The 15,024-nt window shown below is 68.8% G+C and carries 10 protein-coding genes; 3 read left to right on the top strand and 7 right to left on the bottom strand.

The window, feature by feature from the left end:
* Nucleotides 1-47 precede the first annotated feature (47 nt).
* Nucleotides 48-623, bottom strand: a complete 576-nt coding sequence (locus LPU43_RS26800; protein ID WP_229403323.1) for a hypothetical protein — start codon at nt 621-623, stop codon at nt 48-50.
* A 147-nt stretch (nt 624-770) separates the two neighbouring features.
* Here LPU43_RS26800 and LPU43_RS26795 point away from each other — a divergent pair, with 147 nt between their 5' ends.
* Both LPU43_RS26795 and LPU43_RS26790 read left to right on the top strand, forming a co-directional pair.
* Nucleotides 771-5,873: a hypothetical protein gene (locus LPU43_RS26795; RefSeq protein ID WP_229403322.1), complete on the top strand. Its 5,103-nt coding sequence runs from the start codon at nt 771-773 to the stop codon at nt 5,871-5,873.
* Between the two features lie 90 nt (nt 5,874-5,963).
* Nucleotides 5,964-6,149 (top strand): hypothetical protein, encoded by a 186-nt coding sequence (locus LPU43_RS26790; protein ID WP_229403321.1) that lies wholly within the window; start codon nt 5,964-5,966, stop codon nt 6,147-6,149.
* A gap of 119 nt (nt 6,150-6,268) precedes the next feature.
* Here LPU43_RS26790 and LPU43_RS26785 read toward each other — a convergent pair whose 3' ends face one another.
* Both LPU43_RS26785 and LPU43_RS26780 read right to left on the bottom strand, forming a co-directional pair.
* Nucleotides 6,269-7,891: a DUF8426 domain-containing protein gene (locus tag LPU43_RS26785; RefSeq protein ID WP_229403320.1), complete on the bottom strand. Its 1,623-nt coding sequence runs from the start codon at nt 7,889-7,891 to the stop codon at nt 6,269-6,271.
* A 419-nt stretch (nt 7,892-8,310) separates the two neighbouring features.
* Nucleotides 8,311-9,627 carry an IS256 family transposase gene (locus tag LPU43_RS26780; protein WP_229403319.1) on the bottom strand — a complete coding sequence of 439 codons (1,317 nt, stop codon included), beginning with the start codon at nt 9,625-9,627 and terminating at the stop codon, nt 8,311-8,313.
* A gap of 53 nt (nt 9,628-9,680) precedes the next feature.
* On the opposite strand from LPU43_RS26780, the gene LPU43_RS26775 reads away from it, so the two are divergent.
* Nucleotides 9,681-9,911, top strand: coding sequence for a LexA family protein (locus LPU43_RS26775; protein ID WP_229403318.1), 231 nt, complete (start codon nt 9,681-9,683; stop codon nt 9,909-9,911).
* Between the two features lie 317 nt (nt 9,912-10,228).
* Here the strand turns inward: LPU43_RS26775 and LPU43_RS26770 are convergent, their stop codons facing one another.
* Genes LPU43_RS26770 through LPU43_RS26755 form a run of 4 tightly spaced genes read right to left on the bottom strand, consistent with a single transcriptional unit; the run spans nt 10,229 to nt 14,968 of the window.
* A complete protein-coding gene (locus LPU43_RS26770; protein ID WP_229403317.1) occupies nt 10,229-11,548 on the bottom strand; it encodes an AAA family ATPase in 1,320 nt (439 codons plus the stop codon).
* Nucleotides 11,548-12,981 carry a hypothetical protein gene (locus LPU43_RS26765; protein ID WP_229403316.1) on the bottom strand — a complete coding sequence of 478 codons (1,434 nt, stop codon included), beginning with the start codon at nt 12,979-12,981 and terminating at the stop codon, nt 11,548-11,550. Before LPU43_RS26765 ends, LPU43_RS26770 begins: the two co-directional genes overlap by 1 nt.
* Entirely contained in the window at nt 12,978-14,144 is a 1,167-nt protein-coding gene (locus LPU43_RS26760; protein WP_229403315.1) for a hypothetical protein, read from the bottom strand. Before LPU43_RS26760 ends, LPU43_RS26765 begins: the two co-directional genes overlap by 4 nt.
* The gene (locus tag LPU43_RS26755) at nt 14,141-14,968 is read right to left on the bottom strand and encodes a hypothetical protein (protein WP_229403314.1); all 828 of its coding nucleotides are present in this window, start codon (nt 14,966-14,968) and stop codon (nt 14,141-14,143) included. Before LPU43_RS26755 ends, LPU43_RS26760 begins: the two co-directional genes overlap by 4 nt.
* Nucleotides 14,969-15,024 lie beyond the last annotated feature (56 nt).

Below are 15,024 nucleotides of genomic sequence, written 5' to 3'. Positions count from 1 at the left end.
GACCAGAGTCTGGGAGAGCAGCAGCCGATTGGGCCACGGCGAAGGCCCTATCGCTGGTCGAGAAGTCCAAGATCGGTGCAGTCGGCGCGCCGCTCGGCGGCGAAGAGGTGACTGCGGCTGTCGACCGAGACGTCGCGGTCGGCCATGGTGCCGTCGGCCAGGGGCACGGTGAGCGGTTCGCCGGGCCGCAGGAACGTGCGGTTCGGCATCAGCCGGGAGTCCAGCGGTGTGGCTGGTGCGATCAGGTAGCGGTGGGTCGCGACGCCGTACGGCGACTGCCATCGCTCGTCCACCGTCACGTACCCGCCCATTGGGACGGAGGTGGCGGGCTCCACCAGCCCGGCGAGGACGTCGCGCAGTCGCTCGTTGTCGACCGGTACCGCCCCAACGAACTCGGTCGACGGCGGGTCGGCGGAGAGCGGACGGGTGACCGGCTCGCTCTCCCCCTCGGTGAGCAGGGCGTGGGACGTCGCGGAGCGGCGTACGACGGTGACGCCGTCGGCAGGGGTGCTGTGGCGCAGCTCGTTCACGTGCGGGGCCTGCAACGGGTGGCGCACGACCGCCCGGGTGGGCGGCAGCCCCGCCCCGGACACCAGGCGGGCCAGATGTTCCTCCGCCCCCACGGTGGGCCGGGCACGCCGGGGGCGAACAGGGTGCTGCTGTGGCTGCCGTCGGTGAGCAGGCACACGTACGACCGGTGCACCCCGTCGATCTCGACGCTCACCCGGCCGACGGCGGCTGGGTGGGGTGCGGGCCGGTAGCCTCAGGCGATGTCGAGCAGCGAGGCGTCGGACGGGCGGTCGGTGGCGACGGCGTTCATCACGGGCGGTGGCGGCTTCAGTTTCGAAGACCGTGTTGGTGCGTGGCTCACCGCTGGGATGGCCGCTGGCGAGATGCCGCTGGGCCTCGGGGTCGCGGTCCCGGTGGAGGTGCGGTTCCAGGGCAGTGCGTCGGGGTTCTTCCTCGATGACATGGTCGTTACCGGTGACGCGGCCGGTGGGCCGCGGTGGTCGGCGTCGGTGAAGTCCTTCGACATGCTGACCGGAGCCAGGCTGCACACGGAGTTCGTGGAGGCTGCCTGGCGCGACATCCTCGCCGACAGGTTCCGGCCCGCTGTAGACCGGGTCGGCCTGGTGTCAGGGTCAGCGGCGCAGGGCACCTGGGTCGAGCTCGGGGAGTTGATCGGGGAGGCCGCCGCCGACCAGGCTGGCATCGCCTCACGGATCGGCGTGCCCGGCGCGTTCAACGAGGCGAAGCGCTCGCTGTGGGAGTCGGCGAAGTGCCCGATAGAGCTCGCCGAGCAGCACGGGGTCAACGTGGACTCCTCTCCCGCCCGGCTGCTGGCCTTGCTTCTGCCTCTGCGTCTGGACTTCCTCACCCCTACCTCCCAGGCGATCGCGGACGCGATCCGGTGGTGCCGCGCCGCGCTCGTTCCGCAGCAGGCCGGGAGGGCCGTGGATCTGTGGACGGCGCTGCTCGAGGTGGTCGCCGACCTGCGGCCCAAAGGCGGGGCAGTCACCTGGCAGCTTCTGGCTGACCGGCTGGGCGGGCAGTTCGCGTTCCAGCTGCGCCCGGATGTCGCTCCCGACTGGAGCCTTCTCACCGCGCACAGCACCAGCATGACGGCCCGGGTCCGGGACCGGCTCGGCGACGACGTGGTCCTGGTCCGTGAGGACGTGACCGCCGTGCTCGCCAACGCCGGGGCGGTCAGCGTGCTGTCGGGGCCGTCGGGGTGCGGCAAGACCGTGGCGGCCAAGAGGTGGCTGGCCGCCCCGGGCACGCACCGGGCGGTTTGGCTGTCGGCTGCGGACCTCGAGGCCGGCGTCGGCGCTCGTCTCGGGCTGACCCGGGGCCTGGAGGAGGTCCTGACGCTTGCCCCCGGAGAGGTCCGCGTCGTCGTTGACGGCCTCGACCGGGTCTATACCGACGAGCCGTTCGCCGCGACGGCCGCCCTGGCACGCCTCGCAGCCGCCGCCGGCGGCCGGATCCGGTTGTTGATCACCTCGCAGCAATCTGAGTTCCCCCGAGTGTCGGAGCACTTGGTGCAGGCCAACGGTCCGCAGGCCGCCCCGCTCGTGATGGGGGACCTGTCTGACGCCGACATCGGTCTGGTGTTGCGCGGGCACCCGGACCTGGCCGCGGTGGTCGTCGCCGGTGGGCTCCGTGGTGTCCTGCGACGCCCGAAGGTCCTCGACCTAGTGCTGCGGATGCCTGGGGCTACGGTTGCCGCTATCCGTGACGAGCCGTCGATCGCTGGCTTGTGGTGGCAGCGGCTGGCCGGCGCGGGCCCGGACGGCGCCACCCGCCAGACGTTGCTGCGGCGGATCGCCGTCGAGCAGGCGGACCGTCTGCGGGCCCACACTCCCCTGGATGACCTCCCGGTCGACGCCGTTGGGCTCGTTGATTCGCTGCGCGTCGACGGGATCCTCTCGGCGGTCGACGGCCGGGTCTCCTTCGCCCACGACCTGTTCGACGACTGGACGCTGTTGCATTACCTGCGCTCCCGTGACGACGTCATCGGCGTGATCGCGGAGAAGGCGGCGCTGCCGTCGTGGCACCGAGCGATCCGCCTGTATGCCGCCGGCGTGCTCCGCGAGCACGGTGTCGACCGGTGGGAGGCCGACCGGTCTGCGCTGGACGCCGCCGACCAGCCGCTCGTGGCGGACTTGTACCTCGACGCGGTGTTCTACGCCCACGACGCCGACCGGCTTCTGGGCGAGCTGTGGTCGCGCCTCGCCGCCGACAGCGCTCTGCTGGCACGGCTGCTGCGCAGGTTCAGGTTCTCCGCGACCGTGCCGGACTCCAGTTGGATCACTGTGTTCGCCGACATGCCGGACGTGGCGGTGTACGCCGCCGCGCAGTCGCGGCTGCCGGTGTGGCCGCTGTGGCTTCCGGTCCTGCGCGTCCTGGCGGCGGAGCATGAGACTGCGGTCGCCTCGGCCGCCCCGGAGGTCGCCGCGATCGCCGACCTGTGGCTGCGGCACGCCCCCGACACGTGGCCGGCCCGCGATCAGGCTGCTGTGATCGGCCTGGCGGTCGGACGGCACATCGTCGCGCACATCGCCGGCGGAGGCTATTTCGACGACAGGGTCGAGCCGGTGCTGTGGCGGTGCGTGATCGCCGCTGGCGCGGTCAAACCCGACGCCGTCGCCACCTTCCTCGACGCGCTGCTGCCCCCTGTTGACAGCCAGCTCGAGCACAGCGGCCAGGTCAGGGGCCGCCAGCGTCGCGGCCAGACGGGACTCCGTGCGGCCTTGCTGGACGTCGACACCGTGATGCCGTTGCTGCCGGCGTCCGCGCAGCTGGCCCGGGACCTGGTGCTGCGAGCTGCCGTCGACTCCGACCGCCGTCACCGCCATCACTTTCACCACCGGCTGCGTGACGGCCTCGGCATCGCCAGCGCTCCGCGCTCCTTTGATCCGATCCCCGAGTGCGGGCCGTTCCGCGCGATGCTCATCAACGCCGAACCGCAGGGCATCGACGTGGTGCTCGCCCTCGTCGAACACGCGACCACCCATTGGAGACGCACCCGCAACGCCCCGATGTCAGGCGGCCAGGAACCCACGCAGGAGCGGCCGGCGTTCGAGCTGCTCATCGACGGCGCACCCGTCGCGCTGGTCGGTGACGCTACCGTCCTGGCCTGGAGCCACGGTGGCCACCAGGTGCCGGACATCCTGGCGGCGGCAATGATGGCCCTGGAGGCCCATCTCTACAAGGCCCTCGACGACGGCCGCGACATCACCACGCTCCTCGTCCAGCTCACCGGCAGCCGATCGGTCGCGACGTGGGGGCTGCTCGCCGACATCGCCCGCCACACTCCTGCACTGCTGGAAGGCCCGCTTGCGCCCCTGGTCACCAGCGCCGACCTGCTCGACGACGACCGGATGAGCGTGCAGATGCGCTCCTTCAGGTTGCTCCCGCTCGTCATGGATCCCACCCGAGCGAAGCGAGCCCGCAACTGGCACACCATGGACCACCGCAAGACCCCGCTCCTGGACTTGGTGCGCCTAGGCGCATTCGTCACCGGCCGACTCACCGAGCAGCTCACTACCGCCCGAGAGCACTGGGCCGCAACAGACGCACACCGGTGGCGGGTGATGCTCGCCGCGACCGACATCGCGAACTACCACGCCGTCCGCGCCACGGACGGAAAACCCTACCTCGTATACACCCCGCCGGCGGCCCTTGAGGAAGAAGCCCGCGAGATGCGGGACCACCTCGACCGCGATCGCGCCTGGATGGTCTTCGCCCACACCATGCGCCGCAACATCACCGACCATGTCCGCCCCAGCGACGCCGAGCTCGAGGAGCAGTGGGCCACCGTCCAGCCCCAACTCGACGCTCTCGGCCCGGACGCTGAGTCGCCGAGCTCCATCAGCAGTGTGGAAGATCTGCGGTGCGGGTACGCGGCGTGGCTGGTGCTGTGCGCCCGCGACTGGCTGCGGAACCACCCCGACCGCGAGGCGTGGTGCAGGGCCGTGCTAATGCGCCCCCTCACCGACCCGACCGCCACGCGGTCCCACGCAGACCCCGACAGCCCCTCCGACGATGAATGGGACGTCTTCTGCGCCGAAGCGCTCACCGCCCTGTGGGCCGAGACCCCCGACGACGTCACCGTGCGCGCGGCCATCGCACGGCTGCTCGTTGCCCGTCGCATCACGGTCACCACCGTGATGCGGCTCGCCGCCGCACACCCGCACCTCGCCGACGACCTGCGCCGGCTCGAGTACCTGACGCTGCACTGCGCGCGGCTGTCGATGTGGCACAACGAAATCGACCCCTACTTGCAAGAAGACCTCGACTTCGACACCGACCCGGAGGAAGCCGATGGACCCGACGTGGACCAAGAGGACGACGAGCCCGGTCACGGCCCGATCGACGGCCTCCCGGAGTTGGAGGCGGCCGCCGAGGCCGCATTCGACGCCTTCGCCGACGGCTGTCTGCCCGCCGAGGTGCCCCGGCTCCCGGACTGGATCGCCACCACCCTCGCGGCCAAACTCCCCGACGCCCACGACGACCGCTCCCGCATACTGCGCACCCTCGACCTCGGCTACCTCGTCGCCTCCCGCCCGCACTTCACAGCCCTTGCTGCTACGGCGGATACGCTCACGCGAGCCCGGGCGGTCGAGTTCGCCGCCGACCTCGCGACGTTCCTCGCCTCCGGGCTGACCCCGACCAAGGCCGCCAATCGTTCCCCCCGCTACCCCAACGACGAGGAACGTAGCGCTCTTAGGCTTCTCGCCGACATCACGATCAGCGCCGACGCCGCACAGGCCCGTACGATCTGGGAGCCGATCCTCACCCTCGGCGCCACCGCCTCCTCCTGGGTGGACAGCTACCTCAGCCAGGTCTGGAAAGCCGCCTGCACGAAGAACCCGTTGCCAGCAGCCTTCCCCGCCCTAGTCGCAGACATGCTCGGCTTCGCCACCACCGCCAGCACATGGCAGGGCCACTCCGGCAGGGGCGTCCTGGCGCTCGCCGTCGCCGGGCTCGGCAAGTGGGGGCACTCGTCGGTCAGCGAGCAGCAGACAGCCGCCATCCGCGCAGCCGTGCCGGCGTGGTCGACGTGGTTCGGCGCGCACATGGGCCACGACGACTTCGCCTACGCGGCCGTCCGCTTCTTCCAGGAGTCGGCCGCGGCAGCGTTCGTCCATGACGCCGTCGGCTGGCTCGCCGCCCGCGAACGTTCCTCCAACCCCACCAGTGAGCGGGTGGATACCGCGGTTACCGAGTTCCTGGTCACCATCTCCACCCGCACCCCTAACCCGCTGCACGGCACCGGCCCCACCGCAGACAACGGACGGCAAATCCTCGCCCGCCTCCACGGTCGAGGTAACACCGTGGCCGGCCAACTCCTCAACAGCCTGACCTAACCGCATCCCACCACCGGCCAGCCACATCGGCGTTCGTCCAGAAAAATGCGGACTTGCTCTGCTCGACCGCAAGGGGTCCGCAAAACGCATATGGCCGTCGCGTTGGCGGTGGCTGCCCACGGCGCCGGGTTCACGGCAGCGACCGCCAGCGCCGGCGGGCTGCTCTACGCCACGACGGTGATGACGGCGGCGCTCACCGCCCTTCTCACTCGAACCCCCGCAAGCCGCCGAACCGCCATCGAGATCCTCAAGATCTTGCTCCGGCGCCGCTCGTGATGCACAACTTCGACCGAGTGGCAGAGGATGGCCAGTACGAGTTCGGCTTCTCGCCCGACAGCACGGTGATCCGGCAGGAGTAGCTGCATCCATCTCCGAAGGCGGCGGCAGGTCTACGACTACAGCAGCAGATGGTGGGTGCCTGAGGTGCTGCTGACACAGCGGCCATGATTGTCGTGCGTGCCACGGTGGCGCTCCCACAGGTGGCCCCGTTTACTGCCGTTCTGCGCAACGCACAGGTCAGCGGTCACCCTCAGAGGCGGCGGCAGATATTGGGTGCCGTGATGCGGCGCGAGCATCAAGGCGTAGTGGGCTGGGTTCAGGTCGGTCTTGGCAAGCCAGGACAACACTGGTGGACCGGCATCGCCGAAGACAACGAGGCGGCCCGGCTCTGCGTCCTCAAAGACCAACGACATGTTGTTGTTGGCGCGGCGCATTTCATCCCAGACTTCCCGAAAGGCATGGCGGAGGTCATCGGGGAGGTTCAGCCGGTCGATGTGCAGGCCACTCCCCTCGTCGCTGTCATCTAGGTCCTCGCTGATGGGCTCTCCGTCGACGAAAGGATCGCCCCTCATCGTCCACCTCTGCGTTTCGTCGTCCGGTCCGTGCAGCCAGCCGCCTTGCCTGGCCGCCTCAAAGTTGTCCCGCAAGACCGTGTTGCCCCTGTCCGCGAGAGCTTCCGCGAGTTCCTCGAAGCCGTGCACCGCCCTGCGCACCTGCCGGGTAACGGTCTTCGGCAGCACAGCCAGCGGCCACAACACTTCATAGCCTCGACCGCCGGCGAGGAAGCTGCTGCCGCGACACAACGGCGCATATCGGAACTGACCACCTCTGGTCACCTGCTCCAAGCCGACCGCCAGGTCAAGGCTGCGGACCCCGGTGACGGTCAGGGCCATCGCCAGGTAGGCGGCGGCGAACCGTGGTTCGCTCTCCGGCGGTCGTGGTGAGATCAGCCGGAGCGCATCGAAACGCTGCCCGCGGACGCTCATCCGCTCCGCAAGGCGCACAAACCCGAGGTAGTGGTCTGCGTCGAAGTGGGTGACCACGATCGTGTCGATACGCTCCGGTCGGCCGTCGAGGGCGTCCAACAGGCGGTCGCACGCCTCATCGGCGGAGATGCTGTTGCTACCGCAGTCGACCACCGTCACGGTGTCGCGGCCGTCGTGGGGTGTTCTGATGATCGTGCAGGCACCGTCACCCACATCGACCACACTTGCCCTGTACCGGACCGGGATAACCTCCACTCCAGAGGTCGGTCCGGGGTCGGGTTCTCCCCGGGCCAGCGCGGCGAGACGTCGCCCGTCAGGGTCAGCCAAGAGGCGGGAGATCCTCATGATTGACCCCAAACTGTTGCGCAGATCGTCGCGCAGCAGATTCAGTGACACATCCTTGCGGAGCCATTCCACCGCCCGCGTATGCCGTAACCCCTGCGACGCGTCGGCCCGGAAGCGGTAGCGGCCAACGATTCGGCCGATGGCCAGGTGCCGCGACGAGCCCACAAAAGGCATGGCAACGTAGTCCCCCGGACACATCTCCCCCAAGAAGCGCCACAGCTGACCGGCGTAGTTGCCCAACGTCCTGCGAGGCTTCTCTTCGTAGGCGGCGCTGAGGCGTTCACGGACGTCCTCTGGACCCTGGCATTGCGAGATGTCGCCCAGCTCGGGCCAGTTGGCGACGATGACGCCGTGGCGAAGAGCCACCTCATCAGCATCAGCGACTCGTACCATCCAGGAACCTGCCACCCAGCCCTCCCTGCCCACATGAGGCTGCTCCCGCCATGCGCGCAGCGACAACGAGCGACGCCAGGTGCCAGCTCGATCGGCGTCTGAGAGACACCCTCATCAACGCCGTCGAGATTATCGCCCGGCCGCGAGGTCACGAAGCGGAGCGTGCCGTGAGTGCTATGCCGAGAAGCTAATACTCCAACGTCACTTGGCTTTGGCGTTGGGCGTGGCGTGGGCATGAAGACGGCCACCACGTTGATCATCGATGGTTTGTGAGGACAACCGAAGATCGGGCGGTGGCCGCGTGCCACAGCGTAGACGTTGATCGGTGGCGGGTCATCCTGGACGAGGCGGTGGCGCGTGTCGCGGGCCGGTTCGTGCGGGCCGAGCGGCAGTGGGTCTGTCAAGTTAACGGTGTAACTGGGGTTTGTTGATGTCTACTTGCGGCCGGCGGACAGGCGTCCGTCGAAGGTCATGTCGAAGGCGTTGAGTGCGCTCTTCCAGCGGATGGCCCAGCGCTTGCGGCCTTGCCCGGTCGGGTCCAGGCTCATCACGGCGAGGTAGACGCACTTGAGCGCGGCCTGCTCGTTGGGGAAGTGGCCGCGGGCGCGGACGGCGCGGCGGATGCGGGCGTTGACGCTCTCGATGGCGTTGGTGGAGCAGATAATCCGGCGGATCTCGGCGTCGAAGGCCAGGAACGGCACGAACTCGGCCCAGGCGTTCTCCCACAGCTTCACGATCGCCGGATACCGGCTGCCCCAGGCCTCGGCGAACTCCAGGAACCGTTCGGTGGCGGCGGCCTCGGTCGGTGCGGTGTAGACCGGTTTGAGGGCCTTGGCGATGGCGTCCCAGTGCTGGCGGGCGGCGTAGCGGAAGGAGTTGCGCAGCAGGTGCACCACGCAGGTCTGCACCACGGTGCGCGGCCAGACCTGCCCGATGGCGTCCGGCAGCCCGGTGAGCCCGTCGCAGACGGCCATGAGCACGTCGTCGACGCCGCGGTTGTTGAGCTCGGTGCAGATCTGCAGCCAGAACTTGGCGCCTTCCCCGCCGTCGCCGGCCCACAGGCCGAGGATGTCGCGGGTGCCGTCGGCGGTGACGGCCAAGGCGACGTAGATCGGCCGGTTGGCGACCTTCCCATCGCGGATCTTGACGTTGATGGCGTCGAGGAAGACCACCGGGTAGACCGGATCGAGGGGCCGGTTCTGCCACTCGGTCATACCGTCCATCACCTTGTCGGTGATGGTGGAGATCGTCTGGCGAGAGACCTCGGCGCCGTAGACCTCGGCCAGATGGGCAGAGATCTCGCCGGTGGTCAGGCCCTTCGCCGACAGCGACAGCACCAGGTCCTCCACCCCGGACAACCTGCGCTGACGCTTCTTGACGATGGCCGGTTCGAACGAACCCGCCCGATCCCGCGGCACGTCGATCCGCACCGGCCCGACATCGGTGAGCACGGTCTTGGACCGGCTGCCGTTGCGGGAGTTACCGGAGTTCACGCCGGCCGTGTCGTGCTTGTCGTAGCCGAGGTGGTCGGTGATCTCACCATCGAGGGCTGACTCCAGCACGATATTCGTCAACTGCTGCAGCAGCCCACCCTCGCCGGACAGCTGCAGCCCCTGCTCACGGGCCTGGGTCACCAACTGCGACACCAACGCTGGGTCGACACCCGCCTGCGTCGCCTTCGTACGCGGCCGCTTGGCCTTCTCATCACCGGGCACAGCGGCAGTGTCCACTGCATCGGTCGTGATCGTCATCAGGTGCTACTCCCTTGATCGGAGTTACACCGTTGTTTTTACAGTCCCCGGCGATGGTCGAGGCGGGCATCGATGACGGGGACGTGATTGTCGTACGTCAACAGCCGGTGGCTGACTCCGGGGATATCGTCGCGGCGCTGATCGATGACGAAGCCACCGTCAAGCAATACCGAGTCCGGGAGGGGCAAGTCGAACTCGTCCCCCGCAATCCCCGCTATCCCGTGATCCCCGCCGACAGCGCGCAGCTTCTCGGGAAGGTCGTTTGCGTCCTGCACGGCCACTGAAGGCTTCCCTTGGGGCAGCACAAGACGGACAAGTGCTCCGACCTCGGCAGATCATGCGGAGTCGGGGCACGGGAGCCGGGGCGCGCCGTACCCGCGTGAGGGCTCGTGAGCTCCGGTGATCCTGGGCGTTGCCTCGGCTCCCGACTTACGTCTCGTTCTCGAAAGCCCGGCTGCGTGGACGAACCGGTGGCGTAGAGGCACACCAGTGAGCCCGCGACGGGTACATCGAGTCGGTGCGGGGTCGGTCCGACGACGAGCCGGGCCGGCGGGTTCGGGTGCTGGAGCAGCTCCGGTACCGCCGGTTGAAACATGCGGGGTCACGCGTCGACGGAAACAGCGAATTGGTTGAGGCCGTCGAGGAATCGATGGTTCGCCTCCCACCCGTCAACCTCTGGTGTCGCGGCGCCGATCCATACGGGTTCGGTGTGGGGGTAGGCGTCAAGTTGCTGGCGGACGCCGTCTCGGGTGACGACGATGCAGGCTTGCCGGTGGCGTGAGGCGAGGACGCAGAGCCGTCCCGCTTCGAGGTGAAAGGCGGACGCATCGCGGCGGCCAGACAGCGGGTGCCAGGCGATCACCACTTCAAATTGCCGGCCCTGAAGCTTGTTGGCGGTGTCGACCACGATTGAGCCCGGCGCGAGGTCGAGGGATTCGCAGACCGTGTCGGCGGCTGCCCGTACGAGGGCTTGTTGGTCGCGGTGGGTCACACCGATGGCGATGTCGCGGGGGTAGAGGTTCCGTAGCTCCTTGCCGTCCTGGATGCGGGCTTTGCTGGAGAGCAGCCGGTGGGCGATGTTCGCGATCGTGGCGACAGCCTGGGGGTCGGTGCGGGGAAGTTGGGCATCGGGCAGTTGGGCCAGGCACCACCCGTATCTTTCCGCGACGCGCAGAACTTCGTCGACGGAGTCACGGATGGCGCCGAGGGGAAGACGAAGGCCTCGCTCGCCGTGGTCGGAGCCGGCGGTGAAGGCGCGGCTGTAGAAGGCGTCGGAGACGATGCCGGCCCCGCTGGGCGGGAGTCGCCACGACACGGGCAACGGCACCACGGGTGTGTCGGGGTAGGTGCCGAGTACGGTGCCGGCGGCGGTTTCCAATGGCCAACTGCCCGTGGACCTGATGGCGCCTTCGTCGGCCGTGGTGAAGGGGCTGAGCTGTCCGGGGTCGCCGACCAGGAGCAGGGCGTCGAACCTGGCGGCGAACTTGGCGAGGTCGACCGACGACACCTGGTAAGCCTCGTCGACGATGCCGAGTTCCCACCGGTGGTCGGCGCGGACGAAGCCCCACTTCGCGGCGGGCGCGACGACGATGTCGCACTCGTTGAGCTCGTCGATGTCCGTTGACGCTGTGACGCCGACGGGTGGCGTGTATTTATCGGCGTGCAACCGACCGGCGCGAATTGGTGAGTCGCGTAGATCTTCGAGCAGGTCGCGTGTGAGGTCGTCTGCTTGTTCGTTCGTCTGGGTGATGATCGGGATCTGACCATGGCTGCCCGCCATCCGGCGGGCGGTCGCGCGGACGAGTGTGGATTTTCCTGCTCCGGGCGGCGAGTTGACGATGACGGCCTGGGCTCCGGCGTCGAGCAGGCGCCAGACCTGGTCGATGGCTGCGGTGTGGGCGGCGCGAGGGTCGGTGGGCATCAGTCTGCCTCGGGTTCGCGGTGCGTCCAGGGAAGGACGTCAGGGATGGCGTCGGGGCGGAAAGTCGGCGGTTCGAACGGGGCGAAGACCTGACGGGTGTCGGGTAGCGGAAGCCGGCGGTGGTGCTCGCGCTTGATCGCGTTGCTCACGACGGTCAGTTCGACGATGCCGTCAGCGTCGAGCCCGGTGACTTCCAGCTCCACGGTGGGCCGCACAGGGTTTCCGGCGCGGGACGTCTCGACGGCGCAGTGCAACCAGAGATGGGTTCCCAGCGGGCGGGCGAAGGGGAGATCTGGCCTAATGTGCATGATCGGCCGGGGCTGGCGGCGGCCTTGACGGCCGGTGCCTTCTGGCAGGACTTTGACGACCGTTCCGGAGAGCGCGTCGCCGGAGGCGACGTGGCGGGCCATGATCTGCGGGTCGTCGAGAGCCATCTGCCGGTCGAGGTTGCCCGTCAGCCGTTCCAGCCGGTTGAGATACCGAAAGACTTGGAGCTGGCGCGGCCGGCGCCGGAAGTAGGCGCGGTTGCCGCGGACGCGTTCGGCGTGACGATGCCACTGCATCTCATCGCCACGAGCGCGTTCGTCGACGTGTTCGGCCTCGGGAAGCTCGTCGACCGCGTCCAGTGATTCCCACACAGCCTTCCAGGCCGGCTCCAGGGCCTCCCACACCGTGTCCGACGCTTCCCGAACGGCGTCGGCAGGTCGTCCGGCGACGCCGCGCAGCTGGTTGAAGACCTTGGTCGAGCGGGTGTACGTCTTCCGCTCCCACTCGGGATCCGGGACGGGCCCAGCGGGAAGCGCGTTCTCCGCCTCCAGGATCGTGTCGGGCCGTCGGATCCAGGCCAATTGCGAGGCCAGGTTGCTGTCCATCGACGGAAGCTGGCCGGTCTTCCAATGCTGAGCGAGCACTTCGGTCATGGCAAGGACGAGCGACGCCCCGGGCACCCGCTGCTGGTCGAAGAACGACAGGTGCGCCCCGGCCACCGGCAGCGCGGGGCTGATCCGGGGGTCGCGCTCGGGTTGTAGATAGCGCAGGAGCAGACCGAGTTCCTGGCACAGCCACTGTGCGGTGTCGGCGTTGGGCACTACGAGCTGCGGGATCACCGGACGCGCTCGGGCCGGGCTGCGGCCCTGGCGGCTGGGCGGCGTCGGCATGGCGTATCGGCCGAGATAGCCGTTAAGGTTGAGCGCGAACTCGGTGAGGGTGCGCCACCGCTCGTCGTAGTCGCGGGGTTCCCCTGCCGCGATGACCCGCGGCTGGTCGCGCCGGTCGCCGCAGAGGATGCCGAGCGGGGATCCCGGGTCTCCGGGCACGTGGTAGCCGACGACGACGAAGGGCCGCCCGGAGAGATGCACGTGGCATTGGCTGGCCCGCGGCACGGCACGCCGGTTCGCGACGGCCGTCAGGCCGAGCAGGACATCTAGACTCATCCACGCGCTCCGGCGAGTTCGAGCGCGATCGAGGCCCGGCGCAGTTCGTCGGCGACGGCGATCTCGGCGGCACCGTCGGGTTGCCGGGTTCCCGCCGCGAGTTCGAGGGCAGCCGTGACCGTGCCGACGTCGCCGCACAGGTTGGCGGCCTGGTTGCCCAGTTGGGCGACGTTGTCCTGCAGTCGCGCCTCCGTGCGGCAGAAGGTCAGCATCGGGCAGCGGGTGCAGCCGTCGCCGAACCGCATCCCTAGCGCGCCGACCGCCTCACGTGCCTGTTCGCGGGCCGCGTCCTTGACTACTTCGGGCGCGTCCTCGTCGGGCAGGCACGGAAGTTCGATCGAGACCGGAACCGACGGGGCCAGCCTGGTCGCGTCCGGGAACGCCCGCAGGGTCCGCTCCAGCCGCTGGACTTGCGGCCGCAGGTTGATCACGTGCCCGGTAGCCCGCAGGAACAGGTTCTCGGTCATCACCAGCAGCCCGCTGGTGTTCACACGATCCTTGGCCCCGCCCAGATCGCCGACCAGCTTGCGCAGCCCCAGCAGATACACCGCCATCTGCCGGGCTGCCTCGGACACCTTCACAGGGTCGGCAACCCCGTTGACGCACGAGAACGACTTGATCTCGAGCGGGGCGAGGTTCCCGGAAGCGGCGAACGCGACGACGTCCGGTTCGAGATGCGTGGGCATGTCGCCGAGCGACAGCGGCAGATAGGGGTGGCGTAGGAGATTGATCGCCGCCTGATCGCCGTCAAGCATCTGCTCGACGGCGCTACGAGTCAGCTTCACCCTCAGCCTCGTGAGATCGATCTCGGGATCGGGATACTGGGTCTTGAGCTCGGACGTGGACAGATCTAGTTGCCGTATGTCCTGCACCTGTAAGCCGAGTTTCTGCCGGACCAACGGCAGCAGGTCCGTCATGCCGTTGGCCACCACGCGCTGCTCGAAGCGCCGGCCACGATCGAGCGCCAGTGGGCTACTTCCGGCCCACCGGCCGCCCAGCAGCGGGACCAGGTCCTCCATCGGGATCGACGCGGCATCAAGGACTTGCCGCCGAGTGCAGCCCGGCGCTTCGAGCAGGCCGGCGATACGGCGGGCATCAAGCGGCTTCACGGGAAAGCCGCCACGGAACCGTACGAGACGTTCGCGGGCGTCTTCGACGATCATGCACTTGCCTCCGAGGAGGAATTCTGGGATGCGTTACGCAACGCGGAACCGAACAGGAGCATTTCCGGGTCGAGCTGCCGACGCGCGCGTTCGGCTGCCGCGTGACGTTCGGCGGTGTCATCAGGAGCGATGAGCGCCAGCTCGCGTTCGGCGGCATCGCGGATCTGCTGGTTACCAACCCCGTCGCGGTTGTCGATAGCGCCGGCCACCGAACGGGCGAAGCGCCACACCATGCGCCTGATGTTCGGCGCCCACGATGCTTCCGGATCGCGGTCGAGCTCGTCAATCAACCGAACGAGGATGTGCAGCGTGTCGACACGGTGGCTCGCCGGAGCGATAATCCGCACTTCCAGCGCCCAGCTGGACATGGCGAGCATCCCGCGTACCGGCGCGAAGCGGTCCGCGGTCAGCGCCGGAACGATGTAGGCCGGCCGTGCAAGGCTGCGGCCCTGGCTGCTGGGTCGGTTCGCGGCCTGCCACGACCGCTGCTCGTCGCGGCGTACCGACGCCAGGCGGCTGGGCTGGATCGGTTCGCCGAATCGTGCGGTCGCTGCATCCTTGATCAGCGCGACCGCCGCCGGCCGGCTCAGCAAGCCCAGGACGGCCGCCAACTGCTCGCGGACCGGGGGGACGGCGTCGAATCCCGAAGGGGAGGCGTTGCTGGCCCGCTGCAAGAGCCGGTTACGGCGCCGCTCCGCGACCGTGAGCTCGGCGAGGATCCGGTCGACGTCCTCCGGCCTGCCGTCGTCCAGAGCGGCCGTCAGTTCCTGCTGGAGCCGGAATACGTCCGAAAGCGCCGCGCGGACATCAGGATGTTCTGGCATAACCCGACACTACCATGCTACTTGACTTGCTTCCATGTTCTGCCAGACTACGTGGG

The organism is Micromonospora okii (assembly GCF_020884795.1).
Taxonomy (GTDB): Bacteria; Actinomycetota; Actinomycetes; order Mycobacteriales; family Micromonosporaceae; genus Micromonospora; species Micromonospora okii.
This window is presented reverse-complemented; position numbering and strand designations above follow the sequence as displayed.